Source organism: Amycolatopsis sp. NPDC051128 (assembly GCF_040682715.1).
Taxonomy (GTDB): Bacteria; Actinomycetota; Actinomycetes; order Mycobacteriales; family Pseudonocardiaceae; genus Amycolatopsis.
Genome location: NZ_JBFBBN010000058.1, coordinates 45,016 through 62,907 on the forward strand (window position 1 = coordinate 45,016; position 17,892 = coordinate 62,907).

At 72.1% G+C, this 17,892-nt stretch carries 18 protein-coding genes; 7 read left to right on the forward strand and 11 right to left on the reverse strand.

Going from position 1 to position 17,892, the window contains the following annotated elements:
* Positions 1-26: 26 nt before the first annotated feature.
* Both AB0M82_RS38815 and AB0M82_RS38820 read right to left on the reverse strand, forming a co-directional pair.
* Positions 27-1,022, reverse strand: a complete 996-nt coding sequence (locus AB0M82_RS38815; RefSeq protein ID WP_364733275.1) for an inorganic phosphate transporter — start codon at positions 1,020-1,022, stop codon at positions 27-29.
* Entirely contained in the window at positions 1,022-1,636 is a 615-nt protein-coding gene (locus AB0M82_RS38820) for a DUF47 family protein (protein WP_364733277.1), read from the reverse strand. Before AB0M82_RS38820 ends, AB0M82_RS38815 begins: the two co-directional genes overlap by 1 nt.
* A gap of 294 nt (positions 1,637-1,930) precedes the next feature.
* Here AB0M82_RS38820 and AB0M82_RS38825 point away from each other — a divergent pair, with 294 nt between their 5' ends.
* Together AB0M82_RS38825 and AB0M82_RS38830 are read left to right on the forward strand one after the other, a co-directional pair.
* Positions 1,931-3,139 carry a glycosyltransferase gene (locus AB0M82_RS38825; RefSeq protein WP_364733280.1) on the forward strand — a complete coding sequence of 403 codons (1,209 nt, stop codon included), beginning with the start codon at positions 1,931-1,933 and terminating at the stop codon, positions 3,137-3,139.
* Between the two features lie 226 nt (positions 3,140-3,365).
* Positions 3,366-3,545, forward strand: coding sequence for a hypothetical protein (locus tag AB0M82_RS38830; protein ID WP_364733283.1), 180 nt, complete (start codon positions 3,366-3,368; stop codon positions 3,543-3,545).
* A 3-nt stretch (positions 3,546-3,548) separates the two neighbouring features.
* Here the strand turns inward: AB0M82_RS38830 and AB0M82_RS38835 are convergent, their stop codons facing one another.
* Together AB0M82_RS38835 and AB0M82_RS38840 are read right to left on the reverse strand one after the other, a co-directional pair.
* On the reverse strand, positions 3,549-4,628 hold the full coding sequence (locus AB0M82_RS38835; protein ID WP_364733286.1) for an FUSC family protein: 1,080 nt from the start codon (positions 4,626-4,628) through the stop codon (positions 3,549-3,551).
* The gene (locus tag AB0M82_RS38840) at positions 4,621-4,764 is read right to left on the reverse strand and encodes a hypothetical protein (RefSeq protein ID WP_364733289.1); all 144 of its coding nucleotides are present in this window, start codon (positions 4,762-4,764) and stop codon (positions 4,621-4,623) included. The genes AB0M82_RS38835 and AB0M82_RS38840 overlap by 8 nt, the downstream gene beginning before the upstream one ends.
* 136 nt (positions 4,765-4,900) lie before the next feature.
* Between AB0M82_RS38840 and AB0M82_RS38845 the strand changes: the two genes are divergently transcribed.
* Positions 4,901-5,959, forward strand: coding sequence for a glycosyltransferase family 9 protein (locus AB0M82_RS38845; protein ID WP_364733291.1), 1,059 nt, complete (start codon positions 4,901-4,903; stop codon positions 5,957-5,959).
* Here AB0M82_RS38845 and AB0M82_RS38850 read toward each other — a convergent pair.
* The 4 genes from AB0M82_RS38850 to AB0M82_RS38865 form a co-directional block, all read right to left on the reverse strand.
* Positions 5,933-6,865: a PDR/VanB family oxidoreductase gene (locus AB0M82_RS38850; protein ID WP_364733293.1), complete on the reverse strand. Its 933-nt coding sequence runs from the start codon at positions 6,863-6,865 to the stop codon at positions 5,933-5,935. The genes AB0M82_RS38845 and AB0M82_RS38850 overlap by 27 nt on opposite strands.
* Positions 6,862-7,026 (reverse strand): hypothetical protein, encoded by a 165-nt coding sequence (locus AB0M82_RS38855; protein ID WP_364733296.1) that lies wholly within the window; start codon positions 7,024-7,026, stop codon positions 6,862-6,864. The genes AB0M82_RS38850 and AB0M82_RS38855 overlap by 4 nt, the downstream gene beginning before the upstream one ends.
* Positions 7,023-8,054 carry an aromatic ring-hydroxylating dioxygenase subunit alpha gene (locus tag AB0M82_RS38860; RefSeq protein WP_364733299.1) on the reverse strand — a complete coding sequence of 344 codons (1,032 nt, stop codon included), beginning with the start codon at positions 8,052-8,054 and terminating at the stop codon, positions 7,023-7,025. The genes AB0M82_RS38855 and AB0M82_RS38860 overlap by 4 nt, the downstream gene beginning before the upstream one ends.
* Before the next feature lie 86 nt (positions 8,055-8,140).
* Entirely contained in the window at positions 8,141-8,980 is an 840-nt protein-coding gene (locus AB0M82_RS38865) for an LLM class F420-dependent oxidoreductase (RefSeq protein WP_364733302.1), read from the reverse strand.
* Here AB0M82_RS38865 and AB0M82_RS38870 point away from each other — a divergent pair.
* Positions 8,979-9,737: a response regulator transcription factor gene (locus AB0M82_RS38870; RefSeq protein WP_364733305.1), complete on the forward strand. Its 759-nt coding sequence runs from the start codon at positions 8,979-8,981 to the stop codon at positions 9,735-9,737. The genes AB0M82_RS38865 and AB0M82_RS38870 overlap by 2 nt on opposite strands.
* Positions 9,734-11,116: a HAMP domain-containing sensor histidine kinase gene (locus AB0M82_RS38875; protein ID WP_364733308.1), complete on the forward strand. Its 1,383-nt coding sequence runs from the start codon at positions 9,734-9,736 to the stop codon at positions 11,114-11,116. Before AB0M82_RS38870 ends, AB0M82_RS38875 begins: the two co-directional genes overlap by 4 nt.
* Here AB0M82_RS38875 and AB0M82_RS38880 read toward each other — a convergent pair.
* The 3 genes from AB0M82_RS38880 to AB0M82_RS38890 form a co-directional block, all read right to left on the reverse strand.
* A complete protein-coding gene (locus AB0M82_RS38880; RefSeq protein WP_364733310.1) occupies positions 11,096-11,584 on the reverse strand; it encodes an SgcJ/EcaC family oxidoreductase in 489 nt (162 codons plus the stop codon). The two genes, AB0M82_RS38875 and AB0M82_RS38880, sit on opposite strands and share 21 nt — an antisense overlap.
* Before the next feature lie 116 nt (positions 11,585-11,700).
* Positions 11,701-13,275 carry a succinic semialdehyde dehydrogenase gene (locus AB0M82_RS38885; protein WP_364733312.1) on the reverse strand — a complete coding sequence of 525 codons (1,575 nt, stop codon included), beginning with the start codon at positions 13,273-13,275 and terminating at the stop codon, positions 11,701-11,703.
* A gap of 14 nt (positions 13,276-13,289) precedes the next feature.
* On the reverse strand, positions 13,290-14,918 hold the full coding sequence (locus tag AB0M82_RS38890; protein ID WP_364733315.1) for a GMC family oxidoreductase N-terminal domain-containing protein: 1,629 nt from the start codon (positions 14,916-14,918) through the stop codon (positions 13,290-13,292).
* A gap of 164 nt (positions 14,919-15,082) precedes the next feature.
* On the opposite strand from AB0M82_RS38890, the gene AB0M82_RS38895 reads away from it, so the two are divergent.
* A complete protein-coding gene (locus tag AB0M82_RS38895; RefSeq protein ID WP_364733317.1) occupies positions 15,083-15,508 on the forward strand; it encodes a Fur family transcriptional regulator in 426 nt (141 codons plus the stop codon).
* Positions 15,509-15,532: 24 nt separating this feature from the next.
* Complete coding sequence (katG, locus tag AB0M82_RS38900; RefSeq protein WP_364733320.1) at positions 15,533-17,809, forward strand: catalase/peroxidase HPI; 2,277 nt, start codon at positions 15,533-15,535, stop codon at positions 17,807-17,809.
* Positions 17,810-17,892: the final 83 nt, after the last annotated feature.

Consider the following 17,892-nt stretch of genomic DNA (forward strand, 5'->3'; position numbering starts at 1 on the left):
CCGCCGGGGCGCCGGGCAAACCCGCCTCAGGTGAGCGCGTCGGCGACCAGGTACACGGCCGCGGCCACCGCCGCGGCGGCCGGGAACGTCAGCACCCAGCCCAGCACGATGTCCCGCGCGATCCCCCACCGCACCGCCGAGAGCCGCCGGGTCGCGCCGACGCCCATGATCGCCGCCGTGATCACGTGCGTCGTCGAGATCGGGGCCTTCACCGCGAACGCCGTCACGTACAACACCGACGACGCCACCGACTCCGCCACGAAACCGTGCGGCGGGTCGAGCGGGAAGACTCGGCGGCCGAGCGTCCGCATGATCCGCAGCCCGCCCGAGTACGTGCCGAGCGACAGCGCCACCGCGCACAGCAGCGTCACCCACATCGGCACCGCGAACGTCGTCTGCTCCCCCGCGGCCACCAGCGCGAGCACGATCACGCCCATCCCCTTCTGGGCGTCCTGCAGGCCGTGGCCGAGCGCGAGCGCCGAGGCGGAGACGATCTGGAACCGGCGGAACACCCGGCCACTGCGGTGCGGGTTGGCCCGGCGCAGCAGCCACAGCGCGGCCACCATCGCCAGGTAGCCGAGGACGAGCCCGATCAGCGGCGAAGCGACCATCGGGATCAGCACCTTCTCGGCGATCCCCGCCCAGTGCACGGTGCTCGCCGCGGCCAGCGCCGCGCCGACCATCCCGCCGATCAGCGAGTGCGAGGACGACGACGGGAGCCCGAAGTACCAGGTCACCAGGTTCCAGGTGATCGCCCCGGCCAGCGCCGCGAAGACCACCGTGAGCGCGTCCGGCCCCATCGGGACGTCGATGATGCCCTTGGCCACCGTCGCGGCGATCCCGGTGGACAGCATCGCGCCGGCCAGGTTCATCACCGCCGCCAGCAGGAGCGCCGCGCGCAGGGTCAGCGCCCGCGTCGACACCGCGCTGGCGATGGCGTTCGCCGCGTCGTGGAAACCGTTGGTGTAGTCGAAGACGAGCGTCAGCACGATCACGGTGACCAGGGCGGCCGTGCCCGTCACTACGACTCCTTGACCGCGATGGTCTGCACCACGTCGGCCACGTGTTCGAAGGCGTCGGCGGCCAGCTCGAACTGCTCGACGACTTCCTTCGTCTTCAGCACCTCGAGGGCGTCGCCGCCCGGTTCGAACAGGTGAGCCAGTATCCGCCGGTAGACCCGGTCCGCCTCGTTCTCCAGCTCGTTGATCTCGATCCAGAACGGCTCCAGCTCGCCCACCTTCGCCAGGCCCGGCATCGACGACGCGGTCAGCTCCGCCGCCCGGCACAGCACCCGGACCAGCACGTCGGTGCCGGGCGGGAACGCCTCGATGCGGTACAGCACGGCCAGGTCGGCCGCGGTGTCCATGAAGTCCAGCACGTCGTCGATCTTCCCGGCGAGCGCCTGGATGTCCTCGCGGTCGAACGGCGTCACGAAGGAGCTGTTCAGCTCGACCATGATCGTGTGCGTCAGCTCGTCACCCTGGTGCTCGACCTCGTGCAGGCGCTTGGCGAACGCCTCCCGGTCGGCCGGATCGGCCGCCACCAGGTCGCGCAGCACCGCGGTCGCGGTCACCAGGTTTCTCGCCGCGTCGGTGAGCAGGTCGAAGAACCGGGTGCCCCGTGGGGTGAACCGCATGAATGGTCGTCCCTTCGTCGCGCGCGCCCGTCCGGGGCCGAGTACCCCGTCCGGCCGGACGTTTAACCGGCGATCTCCGGGCAACCAGGAGGCCATGACCGATCCCGGAGCCCGGCGCCTGAGAGTACTGCTCCGGCACGTGCACGGCTCGTGGACCGACACTTTCGGCCGCGTCGCTGGGACTGTCCCTTCTGGAGGCGATGCACCTGGCGGGTGTCCTCTCGACCGGCTTCCTGACCGCTTGGGACCACCTCCTCGCCGAGACGGCCCGCTGACCCGAAGGGACCACTGTCGATGAAGATCGCGATGGTGTCGGAGCACGCCAACCCGCTCGCCGCACCGGGCGAGGCCGACGCGGGCGGACAGAACGTGCACGTCGCGGAGCTGTCGGCCGCGTTGACCCGCGCGGGCCACGACGTCACCGTCTACACGCGACGGGAAAGCCGTGAAGAACCGCCCGAGGTGCGGACACCACAGGGATTCCGCGTCGTCCACGTGCCGGCCGGGCCTCCGCGCAGGGAGCCGAAGGACCACCTGCTGCCCTACATGGGCGAGTTCGGCGGTTTCCTGCGGGACCGGTGGGCGGGCGACCGGCCGGACCTCGTGCACGCGCACTTCTGGGTGTCCGGCCTCGCGACCGCGCTCGCGGCGAGCGCGACCGGGACGCCCGTCGCGCAGACCTTCCACGCCCTCGGCGTCGTCAAGAAGCGGTACCAGGGCGACATGGACACCAGCCCCGCCGACCGGATCCGGCTGGAGCGGATCATCGGACGGCAGGCCGGCCGCGTGATCGCGACCTGCTCCGACGAGGTCTTCGAGCTGTCCCGGCTCGGCGTCCCGCGGTCGCGGATCTCGGTCATCCCCTGCGGCGTCGACCTCGAACGGTTCACCCCCGACGGGCCGGCCGCCCGCCGCGGGGCGCCGCACCGGCTGGTCGCCGTGGGCCGGCTGGTGCCGCGGAAGGGGTTCGACATCGCGATCACCGCGCTCGCCCAGCTGCCGGACACCGAGCTCGTCATCGCGGGCGGACCCAAGCGAAGCCGGCTGGCCCAGGACCCCGAGGCGCGGCGGCTGCGGAAGCTGGCCGGCCGGCTCGGCGTCGGCGATCGCGTCCGCTGGCCCGGCCAGGTGTCCCGGAAGGACATGCCCGCCCTGCTGCGCTCGGCCGACGCGGTGGTGTGCACACCGTGGTACGAACCGTTCGGGCTCGTGCCCCTGGAGGCGATGGCCTGCGGGATCCCGGTCGTGGCGGCCGCGGTCGGCGGGCTGACCGACACCGTCGTCGACGGCGTCACCGGGCTGCTGGTCCGGCCGCACCAGCCGAGGGAGCTCGCGTCGCGGGTCCGGCGGCTGCTCGACGACCCGGCGCTCGGCCACGCCTACGGCACCGCGGGTCACGACCGCGCGGTGGCCCGCTACTCGTGGGACCGCGTCGCCGCCGACACGCTGCGGGCGTACCACAAGCTGGTCCCGCACCCCGCGGCCACAGCCGAAGCCCGCTGAACCAAAGCCGTGAATGTCGCATTGAGAGACTTAGAGTCCCTCAATGCGACATTCACGGCTTTCATCCCACGCCGGTCGCGAGGAGCGGCGCTGACGCGCACCGCCGTCAGCCCGGCCATGGGTTCACGGTGAAGCACTACTCCGTTCGAGTGACGTCCGGGTCCGGACGAGTGTGATCCGGACCACCTGGGTAGATCCCTCTGACCTTCGACCGCCAGGGGAAGACATGCCCAACCGAGTGCTGATCAGCCGCGACAGCAAGCCCATCCCGTGCGAAGAATGCGGGCTGCCCACTCTGCACGTCGCCCGCCTGGTGGCCGGCGACGGAACCCTGCTCGGCCAGACCATGGTGTGCACCGCCTGCCGACGGCACCGCTCGGAAACCGACCCGGTCGTGGCGCAGTAGTGGTCAGCGGCTCGCGAGCTGCTCCACCAGGTGCCGTACGGGCAGCGTCATCGTGCCCAGCCCCAGCCGGGCCGGCACCTCGTCGTCCGCGGTGGCCAGCCGGCGCTCCAGGTGGGACAGCAGCGTGCGGCACCCGTCGAGGTCGACCGGCTCGCCCTTCTTCGCGACCGACCGGACCGCGTCGGCGATACACCGGATCAGGTCCGCCAGCGCGTCCCGCTCCTCCGGCCACGGGTAGCCGAACGGCTCCTGCCGCGCCGACGCCGTGCGCACCGCGGCGAGCAACTGGGAGACCGGCGGCCACAGCGCGATGAGCGTCCTCAGTGGACGGTGGTGCCAGGTTCCCGCCCCGGGACGGCGGCGGCGCAGGTTGAACACCCGCTCCTCGCGCGTCAGGCTCACCGCGTCCTCGGCGACCATCACCAGGCTCCGCACGTCACGGGCCTTGGCGACCAGGTCCTCGACGTCGTCCGGCGGCTCTTCGCGACGCACCAGATCGGCCGTCGTTTCGAGCAGGTCCGCCAGTGCCGCCGCGAGCCGGTCGGTGGCCGCGGCCAGCCGGTCGCCGTGCAGCGGCGGGAAGATCAGGGCGTTGACCGCCACGCCGATCGTCGCGCCCAGCGCCGTCGCCAGCAGCCGGTCGCTCAGCAGCGCGGTGTCGGTCGCGGTGCCGTAGGAGATCAGCAGCATCCCGGTGACGCCGACCCAGATCCCGGCGGAGCCGAAGTGCCGCCAGTTCCCGGCCAGCAGCCCCACGAACACAACGACGCCGAGCGCGACCGACTGCGACGGGATCAGCCAGCCGGCCGCGGCGGCGAGCAGCACGCCCGCCGCCACCGCCGCGACCTGCTGCGCCCAGCCGCGCAGTGACCGGTACACCGTCGCCTCCACCAGGAAGACCGCCGCGTACGGCGCCAGGAACGGCTGGGGAATCCGCAGCACCAGCGTCGCCAGCAGCCACGCGCCGGTCGCGGCGAAGGTGGCCTTCCCGGCTTGGACCAGGCTCCGGCGTTCGCTGCCCGGAACCCGCACGGCGCGGGCGAACCAGGCCAGCGGAGTCCGGTCGTGCTTCTCGTCACTCACCGGGCGGCGCCACGTGCACGAGCTTCGTCCGGGTCAGCAGTTCGGGCCCGTAGCCGTTCCGCTTTACCGCGGTCGGCACGTTGCCCACCACGCTGCCGTCGGCCGGGTTCCGGATTTCGATCGTCCCCGCAGTCATCCGCACCTCCTTGGTGTCGCGCCCGGTTACCCGCGCACCGGGAGTTCGACACGCCGTTTGATCGGCCGCGCCCGGGGTAGCCCACCGCGGTGACTGCTTCGATGTCCGAGGCACCGCGCGTCGCCGGGATCGCCGGATGACCCGGGTGCTCGTCGCCCGCCAGGACAACCTCGGCGACGTCCTCCTGGCCGGCCCCTGCGTCCGCGCGGTCGCCGCGCACGCGTCCCACCTGACCCTGCTGACCGGTCCGCACGGCCGCGCCGCGGGTGAGCTGCTGCCCGGCGTCGACGACCTGATCACCTGGCGGGCGCCGTGGATCGACCCCGAGCCGCCACCGGTGACCGCGGCGGACACCGGCGCGTTCGTCGAGCTGGTCAAGGCCCGGTCGTTCGACCGGGCCTTGATCCTGACGTCGTACCACCAGTCGCCGCTGCCGCTGGCGCTGCTGCTGCGGCAGGCCGGGGTGCCGTGGATCGGCGCGATCTCCGAGGACTACCCCGGCAGCCTGCTCGACCTGCGCCACCGCGTCGACGGCGACCCGCCGGAACCGGTCCGCATGCTGTCGCTCGCCGAGGCGGCCGGCTTCACGCTGCCCCCGGACGACCACGGGGCCCTCGCCCTGCGGCGTCCCCTGCCGAACGCCGCCCGGCTGACCGGCGGCGGCCGCTACGTCGTCGTCCACCCCGGCGCGTCGGTGCCCGCCCGGCAGCCGTCCGCCGGCTGGAGCCACCGGGTCGTGCGGGCCCTGGCGGCCGAGGGGCACCGCGTGCTCGTGACGGGCGCGCCGTCCGAACGCCCGCTGACCCAGGCGGTCGCCGGGACGTCGGCGGTGCACCTCGGTGGCCGGACGTCGCTGGCCGAACTCGCGTCGGTGCTGTCCGGGGCGCAGGTGGTGGTCGCCCCCGACACCGGGCCCGCGCACCTCGCCGCGGCGGCGGGCACCCCGGTGGTGTCGCTGTTCGCGCCGGTGGTGCCGGCCGCGCGGTGGGCCCCGTACGGAGTGCCGGTGGCGCTGCTCGGCGACCAGCACGCGCGGTGCCGGGAGAGCCTGGCCCGCGTCTGCCCGGTGCCGGGCCACCCGTGCCTCGACGCGATCGACCCGGCGGACGTCTGCCGCGCGGTGACCGACCTCGCCCTGCCCGGCTTCGTCCCCTCGTCGCCGGCGCGCTCAGAGATCCAGCACCAGGCGGGGTGAGCTCGAGCGGGAAACGCAGAGCATCATCACGTCGCCCGCCCGCTGTTCCGCTTCGGTCAGCACCGAGTCCCGGTGGTCCGGGGTCCCGCCGAGCACGCCGGTCTCGCACGTGCCGCAGGTGCCTTCGCGGCACGAGGACAGCACGGTGACCCCGGCTTCCTCGGCCACGTCGAGGATCGAGCGGTCCGCGGGCACCCGCAGGACACGGCCCGACCCGGCGAGCTCGACCTCGAACGCGGTGCGCGGGCCGTCGTCGGCCTTCGGGGTGAACCGCTCGACGTGCAGCGCGTCCCCGGGCCAGCCGGCGCAGTGCTGTTCCACCGCGGCCAGCAGTGGCTCCGGGCCGCAGCAGTACACCGCCGTGCCCGGCCTCGGCTCGGCCAGCAGCCCGGGCAGGTCGAGCAGCCCCTGTTCGTCCTGCGGCTGGATCGTGACCCGGCCGTCGTGGCGACCCAGGTCGGCGGTGAAGGCCATCGACGAGCGCGTCCGGCCGCCGTACACGAGCCGCCAGTCGCGGCCGGTCCGGGCGACCCGGTCGAGCATCGGCAGGATCGGCGTGATGCCGATGCCGCCGGCGACGAACAGATAGCGCTCGGCGTCCACCAGCGCGAAGTGGTTGCGGGGGCCGTCCACCCGGACCCGGTCCCCGGCGGCGAGTTCGTCGTGCACGCGGGCCGAGCCGCCGCGGCCTCCGGGCTCCCGCAGCACCGCGACCTGGTACGCCGAACCGTCGTCCGGGCTGCCGCACAGCGAATACTGCCGGACGAGGTCGTCCGCCAGCACCAGGTCGATGTGCGCGCCCGGTTCCCAGGACGGCAGCGGCCGCCCGTCGGGGTCGCGGAGCGTGAGCCGGACGACGTCGTCGGCGAGCTTTTCCTTGTGGGTCACCACTAGTTGGAGTGTCATGCTTCGTGTCCCTCGGGGTGGGCGAGCAGCCATTCCCACAGCTGTACGGGATCTTCGAACTCGCGCTCGGCGTCGCAGTGGCAGACCGCGCGCAGCCGGTCGGTGCCGGGTTCCCAGTGGATCCGGTACACGCGGTCGCCGGTGAGCATCGGGCGGGTCACGGGGCGACCAGCCGCTGCAGCAGCCGCCGGGCGGCCAGGCCGCCGGTGTCGATGTTGATCGACAGTTCCTGGTACCCCGCCGGTTCGGCGGCGATCACCCGCTCGAGCACGTCGAGCGCTTCGACGTCCTGGAGCACCACCGTGCGGTTGTTCTCGGCGAGGAAGGCCGACACGCCTTCGTCGTCGAGGGCGAAATCCCGGGCCACGGCCCAGAAGTCGTGCGTCGAGTGCTCGGTTTCCGGGGTGATCGCGTAGACGACCTCGACGTGGAAGGCGTCCGGGTCGCTGCCGTCCGGGTTCGGCACGGAGCCGACGGGCGCGACGCGGCTGTGCAGCTTGTACAGGCACGGCGGCGTGTACTCGATGTCCTGCCAGCGCGAGATCCGGCCCTGCAGCCCGGTCGACTTGGCGTAGAACGGCGGGCAGGCCGCGTCGGCCATGTGCCGCGAGACGTAGACGATCCCGGCGTCGTCGTCGACCTCGGTCGTGATCGGCGTCTCGGCGACCTCGGGCGTGCCGATGTAGCCACCGTGGAGATAGGTCTCGTGGGAGAGGTCCAGCAGGTTGTCGACCAGCAGTGAATACCGGGCCTGAAGCGGTTCCATCCCGGCGACCGTGGTGTACGCGGGCGAGGCGAGGTACGGCGCCCGCGGGATGCGCGCCGCGTCGGCCTTTTCGGGGTCGCCGATGAACACCCAGACGAAGGAGTCCTGCTCCACCACCGGATAGCGGGCCAGCCGGGCGGTCCGCGGCACCCGGGTCTGCCCGGGCACGGAGACGCACTTGCCGTCCACGCCGTAGGTGAACCCGTGGTAGCCGCACACGACCTGGTCGTCGACCAGCCGGGACGGCGCCTGCGACAGGGGGAACCGCCGGTGCACGCACCGGTCGGCGACGGCGGTGACGCTCCCGTCGCGGGTCCGCCAGAACAGGATCGGCTCCCCGCAGACGGTGCGGCTGAACAGCGCCGGGCCGATCTCGGAACCGTAGGCGGCGACGTACCACTGGTCGCGGGGAATGGCGCTCATCGGGATCGTCCTTTCGTGGTGGCCGGGCCACAGCCTGCGGGACCGGGCCGGCCACCACGAAGGGTGATTTCATAAGATGGAAGGAATCAGCGCAACGGCTCCAGCGCCCTCGCCAGCGGCTCCAGCACGGCCGGGGTGTGCGGCGGCGGCAGGTAGACGATCGCCAGGTCCAGGCCCACTTCGCCGAGTGCCGCCGCCTCGGCGGCGACCTTGGCGTAGTCCTCGTCCGGGCCGAGGCGGACGTGCGAGGACAGCGTGATCTCGCCCGGGTCCCGGCCGATGTCCGCGCAGTGGCGGTGCAGCACTTCACGCTTGTGGGCGAACTCCTCGGGCGTGCCGCCGACGAAGTTCCAGTGCTGGGCGTACTTCGCGGTCGTGCGCAGGGTGCGCTTTTCACCGCTGCCGCCGATGCAGATCGGCGGGTGCGGCCGCTGCACGGCCTTCGGTTCGCAGCGGGCGTCGGTCAGCTGGTAGTGCTCGCCCTGGAACGTCGTGGTTTCCTTCGTCAGCAGCCCGACGAGGACCTCGCAGGCTTCCTCGAACCGGTCGCTGCGTTCCTTGACGGAGCCGAGCCGCATGCCGTACGCGTCGGACTCCTCTTCGTTCCAACCGGCGCCGACACCGATCTCCAGCCGGCCGCCGGAAACGATGTCGAGCGTCGCGGCCATGTTCGCGAGCAGCGCGGGGTGGCGGTAGTGGATCCCGCTCACCAGGGTGCCCACGCGGAGGCGCTTCGTGGCCTGCGCGAGCGCGGTGAGCGTGACCCACCCTTCCAGGCACGGACCGGTCGAATCGGAGAAGATGGGATAGAAGTGGTCGAACGTCCAGCCGGATTCGAACAGCTCGATCTCGTCGGCGGCCTGCCACACGGCGAGCATGTCGGCCCAGACGGTGTTCTGGGGCGAGGTCTTGATGGCGAATCGCATGACCTTGATCGTAAACCTGGAGTTCCTCCAGCGGCCGCCGCGCGCGGGCCCGGCGGGCGGACCGGCCCCGGCCTGGCATGATCCGTCCGTGCGGGTGCTGCTGGTGGAGGACGACCAGCCGATCGCCGACTCGCTGCGGCGCGGTCTGGTGCGATACGGCTACGAGGTGACGTGGGTCCGGACCGGCGCGGAGGCGCTGGCGGCCGGGCCCGCCGAGATGGTGCTGCTCGACCTGGGACTGCCCGATATGGACGGTCTCGACGTCTGCCGCGCGCTGCGGGCCCGCGGGGACGTGCCGATCATCGTCATCAGCGCGCGGGCCGAGGAGGTCGACCGGGTCGTCGGGCTGGAGATCGGGGCCGACGACTACGTGTCGAAGCCGTTCGGCGTCCGGGAGGTGATCGCGCGGATGCGGGCGGTGCTGCGCCGGGTGCGGCCGGCGGTCGACGCCGCTCCCGCCGCCGAGGCGGTGGGCGGCGGGCGGCTGGTCATCGACCGGCGGGCGCGGCGGGTGCTGCTGGACGGCGCCGAACTCGCGCTCTCGCCGAAGGAGTACGACCTGCTGGCCTTCCTCGCCGACGCGCCGGGCGCGGCGGTCACCCGCGAGCAGATCATGGAAGCCGTCTGGGACGCCAACTGGTTCGGGCCCACGAAGACGCTCGACGTCCACATCGGAGCGTTGCGCCGGAAGCTCGGCGACGCGGTCGTGGTGGAGACCGTGCGCGGCGTGGGCTTCCGGCTGCTGGCCGGCGGGTGAGCGGCCCGACGTCGCTGAACCGCCGGCTGGTGGTCAGCTACGTGCTCCTGGTGGCGATCGCGATCGCCGCGTTCACCGTGCCGGTCGCCTTCGTGCTCACCGGCCAGCTGCGCGGCGACGTCGAGACGTCGGTGCGCCGCGAGGCCGACACCGCCGCGTTGCTGCTGTCCGCCGGCGACCTCCCGTCCCGGCAGGCGCTGGCCCGGCTCGCGGAAGCGTACGACGAGGAGACCCCGGGACGGCTCGACGCCGTGCTCGCCGACGGGACGGCGCCGGGCCCGCTGCCGGTGCCGCCGGCCCCGGCCGACGCGGCGTTCCGCGCCGCGCTGGCCGGGCAGGTCTCGGCCCGGTGGGAGCACGCGGCCGCGCTGGACGCCGACGGTCTCGTCCTCGCGGTGCCCGCCCGCGACGCGGCCGGACGGGTCGTCGGGGCGGTGCGGGTCAGCTACCCGTCGGCGCCACTGGACGCGCGGCAGCTGCAGATCTGGGGGTTCCGCGCGGTGCTCGCGGTGGCGGTGCTCGTCGTCGCGGCGTTCCTGGGCGCGTTCTTCGCGCGCCGCCTGACCCGGCCGTTCCGGGACCTCAACGAGATGGCCGGGCGGCTGCGCGACGGCGAGCTGACGGCCCGCGCCCAGGAGTCCGGGCCGGTCGAAACCCGCACTCTCGCCCGGACGCTCAACAACGCCGCCGAAACGATCGACACGCTGGTGCGGGCCCAGCGGTCGTTCATCGCCGACGCGTCGCACCAGCTGCGCACGCCGCTGACCGCGTTGCGGCTGTCGCTGGACAACATCGCCGACGGCGTGCACGACCCGGACACGCACGAGGACGTCGACCAGGCCACGGCCGAGGTGGTCCGGATGAACCGGCTGGTCAACGGGCTGCTCACGCTCGCCAAGGCCGAAGCGGCGATCAGCGTGCCCGAACCGGTGAAGGTCGCCGACGTGGTCCGCGAACGGCTGGACGTCTGGCGCTCGGTGGCCACCGACCGCGGCGTCGGCCTGCGCCAGGACCACGCGGACGAAGAGCTGCTCGCCATGGTCAGCCCGGGGCACCTCGAGCAGGTGCTCGACAACGTGCTGTCGAACGCGCTCGAGGTGTCACCCGAAGGCGGCGCGGTCACCGTGTCGAGCCGCCGCCGCGACGGCCGCGCGGAACTGGAGATCGCCGACGACGGCCCCGGCATGACCGAGGCCGAGCGGCTTCGCGCGTTCGACCGGTTCTGGCGCGGCCAGGGGCGGACCGGCCCGTCCGGGTCCGGTCTCGGCCTGGCCATCGTCAAGCAACTGGTCACCGACGACGGCGGCGCCGTGACACTCGGCGTGAGCGCCGGTGGCGGGCTGTCCGTGCGGATCGGCCTACCCCTCGGGCATCGCTGACGAGTGGTGGTTCACGATGAGCCACTTGCCGTCGCGCAGCTCGTAGACGTAGGTGTAGCGCGCCCGGACCTCCTGCGCCTTGCCGTCCTTGGTCAGGGTGAACCGGTAGACACCGGTGTTGACCGCGGTGTCGGCGTCGAGCACGTCGACGATCTCGTCCTCGATCACCCCCTGCGGCTTGTTCTTCAGGAACTTCGTGAAGTAGTCGACGATCTCCGCGCGGGTCCGGCGGACCTGGTTCGACACCGTCGGCAGGAGCACCGCGTCGGGCGCGTACAGGTCGGCCACCCGCTGCGGGTCGCCCGTGGCCAGCGCCGCGTTCCACTGCGGGAACAGGTCCGCGATCTGCTGCTGCGCGGGCTGCGCCGGAGCCGCCGGGGTGGCGGCGACGCCGGTGCCGCAGGCCGCCAGTGCCGTCCCTGCCACCAGGGTGATCGCCACGATCGCGCCGGTTCGAACCTTGTGCATTTTCGCCTCCTCGCCGGGGGAACTGCTTACGAGTCCACTGTGGATCAGCGACCGGAAGCGGATTTCCAGCGAAGGGGCAAGGCCGGGGAAAGGTTCGGCCAAGGTTTCTCCGGCGGCTACCGGATGCGCAGCTTCCGCATGAGCTTCAGCCCGGAAAGCATGCCCTTGACGTACTTCTCGTGATCCTGGCCCGGCCGGGCGCCCATGATCTGCTTCTTGAGCACCGCCAGGTTCTGCACGTCGGTGTACTTGAGGAGGCCCTGGTCGCCGTGCCGGGCGCCGACGCCGGAGTTCTTGACCCCGCCCGACGGCGTTCCCTTGGCCGCGTAGGCGGTCGCGAGGATGTCGTTGATGTTGACGTTGCCGGATTCGAGGCGCGCGGCCACGGCGCGCGCGGCGCCGACGTCGCCGCCCCAGACCGAGGCGTTCAGGCCGTAGTCGGTGTCGTTGGCGAGCGCGACGGCTTCGTCGACGGTGCGGTACCGGTGCAGCGCGACCACCGGCCCGAAGGTTTCGGTGACGCCGCAGAGCATGTCCTTGGTGACGCCCTCGAGGATGGTCGGCTCGAAGAACGCCGGGCCGAGGTCGGGCCGGGGCCTGCCGCCGCAGAGCACGGTGGCGCCCTTGGCGACGGCGTCGTCGACGTGCGACTTGACCCGGTGCAGGTGGTCGACGGAGACGAGCGAGCCCATGTCGGGGCCGAAGTCGTAGGCGGCGCGGACGTCCAGGGCCGAAGTCCTGGCCACGAACGCGTCCTTGAACTCGTCGTAGCGGGACTCCGGCAGGTAGATCCGCTCGATGTGCATGCAGATCTGGCCGGTGTTGCCGAACGCGCCGAAGATCGCGCCCTGGACGGTTTCGGCCAGGTCGGCGTCCTCGAGCACGATCATCGGGTTCTTGCCGCCGAGCTCGAGGCAGCAGCCGATCAGGTTGCGGCCGGCCCGCTCGCCGATCACCCGGCCGGTGGCCGTGGAGCCGGTGAACATCACGTAGTCGGCGTGGTCGATGAACGTGGGCCCGACGTCCGGGCCTTCGCCGCAGACGACCTGGAACAGGCCCTCCGGCAGGCCGGCCTCCTCCAGCATCCGGATGCCGTAGAGCGGCGAGAGCGCCGTCTTGTTGTCGGGCTTCAGCACGACCGCGTTGCCGGCCATCAGCGCCGGCACGGCGTCGGAAATGCCGGTGGCGAACGGGAAGTTCCACGGCGCGATGATGCCGACGACGCCCTTCGGCTGCCGGATCTCGGTCGACGAGCTCAGCAGCGGCACCGGGCCGCCGCGCCGGACCGGCGCCAGCAGCTTCGCGGCCCGCTTCAGGTAGTGGCTCATCACCATCGGCGGGTCGCAGGTCTCCTCGATCGCCATCCGCCGGTTCTTGCCGCTCTCGACCTGGATGAGGTCGGCGACGGTCCGCGCGTTGTCGACGAAGATGGCGTGCGCGCGGTCGAAGACGGCCAGCCGCTGCTTGAGCGGCGTGGCGGCCCACTTCCGTTGCGCTTCGCGCGCGACGGCGAACGCCCGCTCGATGTCGGCCGGCGCCGACTGCGGAAGCTCGACGAGCACGTCGCCGGTGTAGACCTCGGTCAGCTTCCAGGGCGCGCCGGACGAACCGGGCACGCGGGCGACGAGCTGCCGCAGGAACGCGTCGGTGGTCGAGGCCGGACGGGTGAGTCCGAGCGGGGTGAGGGTCATGGTCCTTCTTTCCCTCAGTCGGCCGAGAGGACGAGTCGCGCGCCCATCTCGCCGATCATGATGGCGGGCGCGTTGGTGTTGCCGCCGGTGATCGACGGCATGATCGAGGCGTCGCAGACGCGCAGCCCGTCGACGCCGCGGACCTTGAGGTCCGGGCCGACCACCGCGAGTTCGTCGACGCCCATCCGGCAGGTGCCGACGCCGTGGTAGACCGACGTCGCGCGGTTCAGGATCGCGTCGCGCAGCTCCTGGCCACGCAGCTGCTTGCCCGGGTGGATCTCTTCCTTGACCGCGCCCTTGAACGCCTTCGAGGCGAAGATCTCGCGCACCAGCTCCGAACCCTCGCCGAGCAGCTCGAGGTCGGCCGGGTCGGACAGGTACTGGAAGTCGATGCGGGGCGCGGCCGTGGGGTCGCCCGAGGCGAGCCGCAGCGTGCCGCGGCTCTTCGGGTAGATCAGCGTCGTCAGCACGGTGAGCGCGCCGCGCTTGTCGACGTCGTGCCGGATCGGCGCGTCCTGGTTGGGCGACACGTACGCCCACGGCAGCAGGTGCAGTTGGAGGTCGGGCACCGCACCGGCCTGGGAGGTCCGGAGGAACGCGACCGCCTCGAAGACCGAGTTCGCCAGGAAGGTGGTGCCCGGCCGGACCAGCTCCTTGATCAGGCCGCGCGCGAAGTACGGCGCCGTGCCCTTGTGCCGGCTGGTCGAGACGCGGAACGTCAGCGCGTGGAACATGTGGTCGTGCAGGTTGTCGCCGACCGGCAGGTCGGCGACGACGGCGATGCCGTGCTCCTTGAGGTGCTCGGCGTGGCCGATCCCGGAGAGCATGAGCAGCTGGGCGGAGCCGACGAACCCGGCCGACAGGATGACCTCCTTGCCGGCGCGGACGGTGCGCCGGGTGCCGTCGGCGTCGGTGACCTCCACCCCGGCGGCCCGGCCGTTCTCGACGAGCACCCGCCTCGCCAGCACCCGCGACTGCAGCTGGAGCGTCGGGGGCGCGAGGCGGTGGATGTAGCCGCGCGACGCGCTGTAGCGCAGGCCGTCGGCGGCGTTCTGCTGCATCCGGCTGACGCCCTCCTGCGACTCCGCGTTGTAGTCGTCGAGGATCTTGCAGCCGATCGTCTCGGCGGTGGCTTCGATGAACTGCAGCGACCCCTCTTCCGGATGCTTGGCGCGGGTGACCCGGATCGGCCCGCCCGCGCCCCGGAACGTGTTCTCGCCGTCCTCGAAGTCCTCCATCCGCTTGTACGCGGCGTTCACGCTGTCGGCGTCCCAGCCGACGTTGCCCTCGGCGGCCCAGGAGTCGAAGTTGCCGCGGTTGCCGCGGACGTAGACCATGCCGTTGATGGAGCTGGAGCCGCCGACGACCCGGCCGCGCGGAACGGGCATCCGGCGGTCGAGGACGTGCTTCTGCGGCTCCCCGTAGAAGCCCCAGTCGAAGGGCTTTTTGAGCTGGGGAACGGCATGCATGGGGCCGACCAGCCCCGGCTTCTTGACGAGCAGCTTCTCGTCGGTCTTCCCGGCCTCGAGCACGATCACGCTCGCCCCGGACTCCGCCAGCCGGCCCGCGATCGCCGCCCCGGAGCTCCCCGACCCGACGACCACGTAGTCGGCCTCGTCGCCGCGCGGCGCCCTTTTCGCCATTTCCGCTCCTCGGTACGACCGGCACCCCGAAACTGAAACCTGTTCTAGTTCTGCTCACGGTATAGCTTCGCCACGCGGTCCGCAACGGCGTCCGCGGCCGGCATCCGGGGAAACGCGCGCCATAAGTTGACCCATTCAAGACAAGCGGTTTAGGGTCGACGGCGATGTCCGACTTCGAGGCGCAGCTGCGGGCGGCGTCGTTGCGGGTGACCCGGCCCCGGCTGGCCGTGCTCACCGCGCTGCGCGACCACCCGCACGTCGACACCGAGACGGTGATCGAGCTGGTGCGGACCGCCCACCCGGGCGTGTCGCACCAGACGGTCTACGACGTCCTGCGGGCCCTCACCGACGCCGGCCTGGTGCGCCGCATCCAGCCCGCCGGCGCGCTCGCCCGCTACGAATCCCGGGTGGGCGACAACCACCACCACGTCGTCTGCCGCTCGTGCGGCGCGATCGCGGACGTCGAATGCGCCGTCGGCCACGCCCCGTGTCTCACCGCCTCGGACGACCACGGCTTCGTGGTCGACGAGGCCGAGGTCGTCTATTGGGGCACCTGCCCCGCCTGCGCGGCCGAACGCACCCGCCAATGATCGCACCCGTTCGGAAGGAAGTAGATGAGCAACACCCAGGACAACGCCCCCGCCAGCGCGCAGGGCGTGGACGAGAAGGCGGCGGCAGGCTGCCCGGTCGCCCACGACTCCGTCACCGCGCAGGGCAGCGAGAGCGAGAACCCGGCGATCGACTCGCCGTCGCCGAAGACGGGCGGGCGGCCGCGCACGAACCGCGACTGGTGGCCCAACCAGCTCGACCTCTCGGTCCTGCACGCCCACTCGTCGAAGAGCAACCCGCTCGGCGCGGGCTTCAGCTACGCCGAAGAGTTCGCCAAGCTCGACGTCGAGGCCCTCAAGCGGGACATCACCGAGGTGCTCACCACCTCGCAGGACTGGTGGCCCGCCGACTTCGGCCACTACGGCGGCCTGATGATCCGGTTGAGCTGGCACGCCGCCGGCACCTACCGCATCCACGACGGCCGCGGCGGGGCCGGCGACGGCTCCCAGCGCTTCGCCCCGCTCAACAGCTGGCCCGACAACGCCAACCTCGACAAGGCGCGCCGCCTGCTGTGGCCGGTCAAGGAGAAGTACGGCCAGCAGATCTCGTGGGCCGACCTGCTCGTGCTCGCCGGCAACGTCGCCCTGGAGTCGATGGGCTTCAAGACCTTCGGCTTCGGCTTCGGCCGCGAGGACACCTGGGAGCCCGAGGAGATCTTCTGGGGTCCCGAGGACGACTGGCTGGGCGACGAGCGCTACGCGAGCGACAGCGAAATGGTGCCCGAGCTCGGGGCGACCGAGATGGGCCTCATCTACGTCAACCCCGAAGGCCCCCGCGGCAGCGCGGACTTCCGGGCGGCGGCGCACTTCATCCGGGAGACCTTCGCCCGGATGGCGATGAACGACGAGGAGACCGTGGCCCTGATCGCCGGCGGCCACACCTTCGGCAAGACCCACGGCGCCGGCGATGCCGACGCCTACGTCGGGCCGGAGCCCGAGGGCGCCTCGCTGGAGACGCAGGGCCTGGGCTGGCTGAGCACCCACGGCAGCGGCAAGGGCCCCGACACGATCACCAGCGGTCTCGAGGTGACGTGGACCGACCGGCCGACCGAGTGGAGCAACCGCTTCTTCGAGATCCTCTTCGGTTACGAGTGGGAGCTCACCACGAGCCCCGGCGGCGGCAAGCAGTACGTCGCCAAGGACGCCCCGGAGATCATCCCGGACCCCTACGACCCGGCCAAGAAGCACAGGCCGACCATGCTCACGACCGACCTGGCGCTGCGCTTCGACCCGACGTACGGGCCGATTTCCCGGCGGTTCATGGAGAATCCGGACGAGTTCGCGCTGGCGTTCGCCAAGGCCTGGTACAAGCTGCTGCACCGCGACATGGGCCCGGTCAGCCGCTTCCTGGGACCGTGGGTTCCCGAGCCGCAGCTGTGGCAGGACCCGGTGCCGGCCGTCGACCACGACCTGGTGGGCGACGACGACGTCGCGGCCCTCAAGGCGAAGGTCCTCGAGTCCGGCCTCACCACCGCCCAGCTGGTCTCGACCGCCTGGGCCTCGGCCGCGAGCTTCCGCGCCACCGACAAGCGCGGCGGCGCCAACGGCGCCCGGATCCGCCTCGAGCCGCAGCGCGGCTGGGAGGTCAACCAGCCCGAGCAGCTCGCCGGCGTCCTGGACGCCCTCGAGCGCATCCAGCGCGAGTTCAACGAGGCCGGCGGCGCGAAGATCTCGCTCGCCGACCTGATCGTGCTGGCCGGGTCGGCCGCCGTCGAGAAGGCGGCGCGCGACGCGGGCGTCGAGGTGACCGTGCCGTTCCACCCGGGCCGCACCGACGCCACCCAGGAGCAGACCGACGTCGACGCGTTCAAGGTCCTGGAACCGCGGGCCGACGGCTTCCGCAACTACCTGCGGCCCGGCGAGAAGCGCCAGCCGGAGGTGCTGCTCGTCGACCGCGCCTACCTGCTCGACCTGACGGCGCCGGAGATGACCGTCCTCGTCGGCGGCCTGCGTGCCCTCGGGGCCAACGCCGGCGGCAGCCCGCACGGCGTCCTCACCGACCGGCCCGGCGTGCTCACGAACGACTTCTTCACCAACCTGCTTTCGCCGGGGACCCGGTGGAAGGCGTCGGAGTCCGACGAGAACGTCTACGAGATCCGCGACGTGACCACCGACGAGGTGAAGTGGACCGCCACCGCGGTCGACCTCGTCTTCGGCTCGAACTCCCAGCTGCGGGCCCTCGCCGAGGTCTACGCGGGCCAGGCGGCCCGCGAGCGCTTCGTGACGGCCTTCGTGGCGGCCTGGACCAAGGTCATGGAGCTCGACCGGTTCGACCTCGCCTGACCCGGACACCGGGCGGTCCGTGAATGTCGCATTGAGGGACACCCTCACCGGGGACGACCGCCCGGTCCAGGCGATCGCGATCA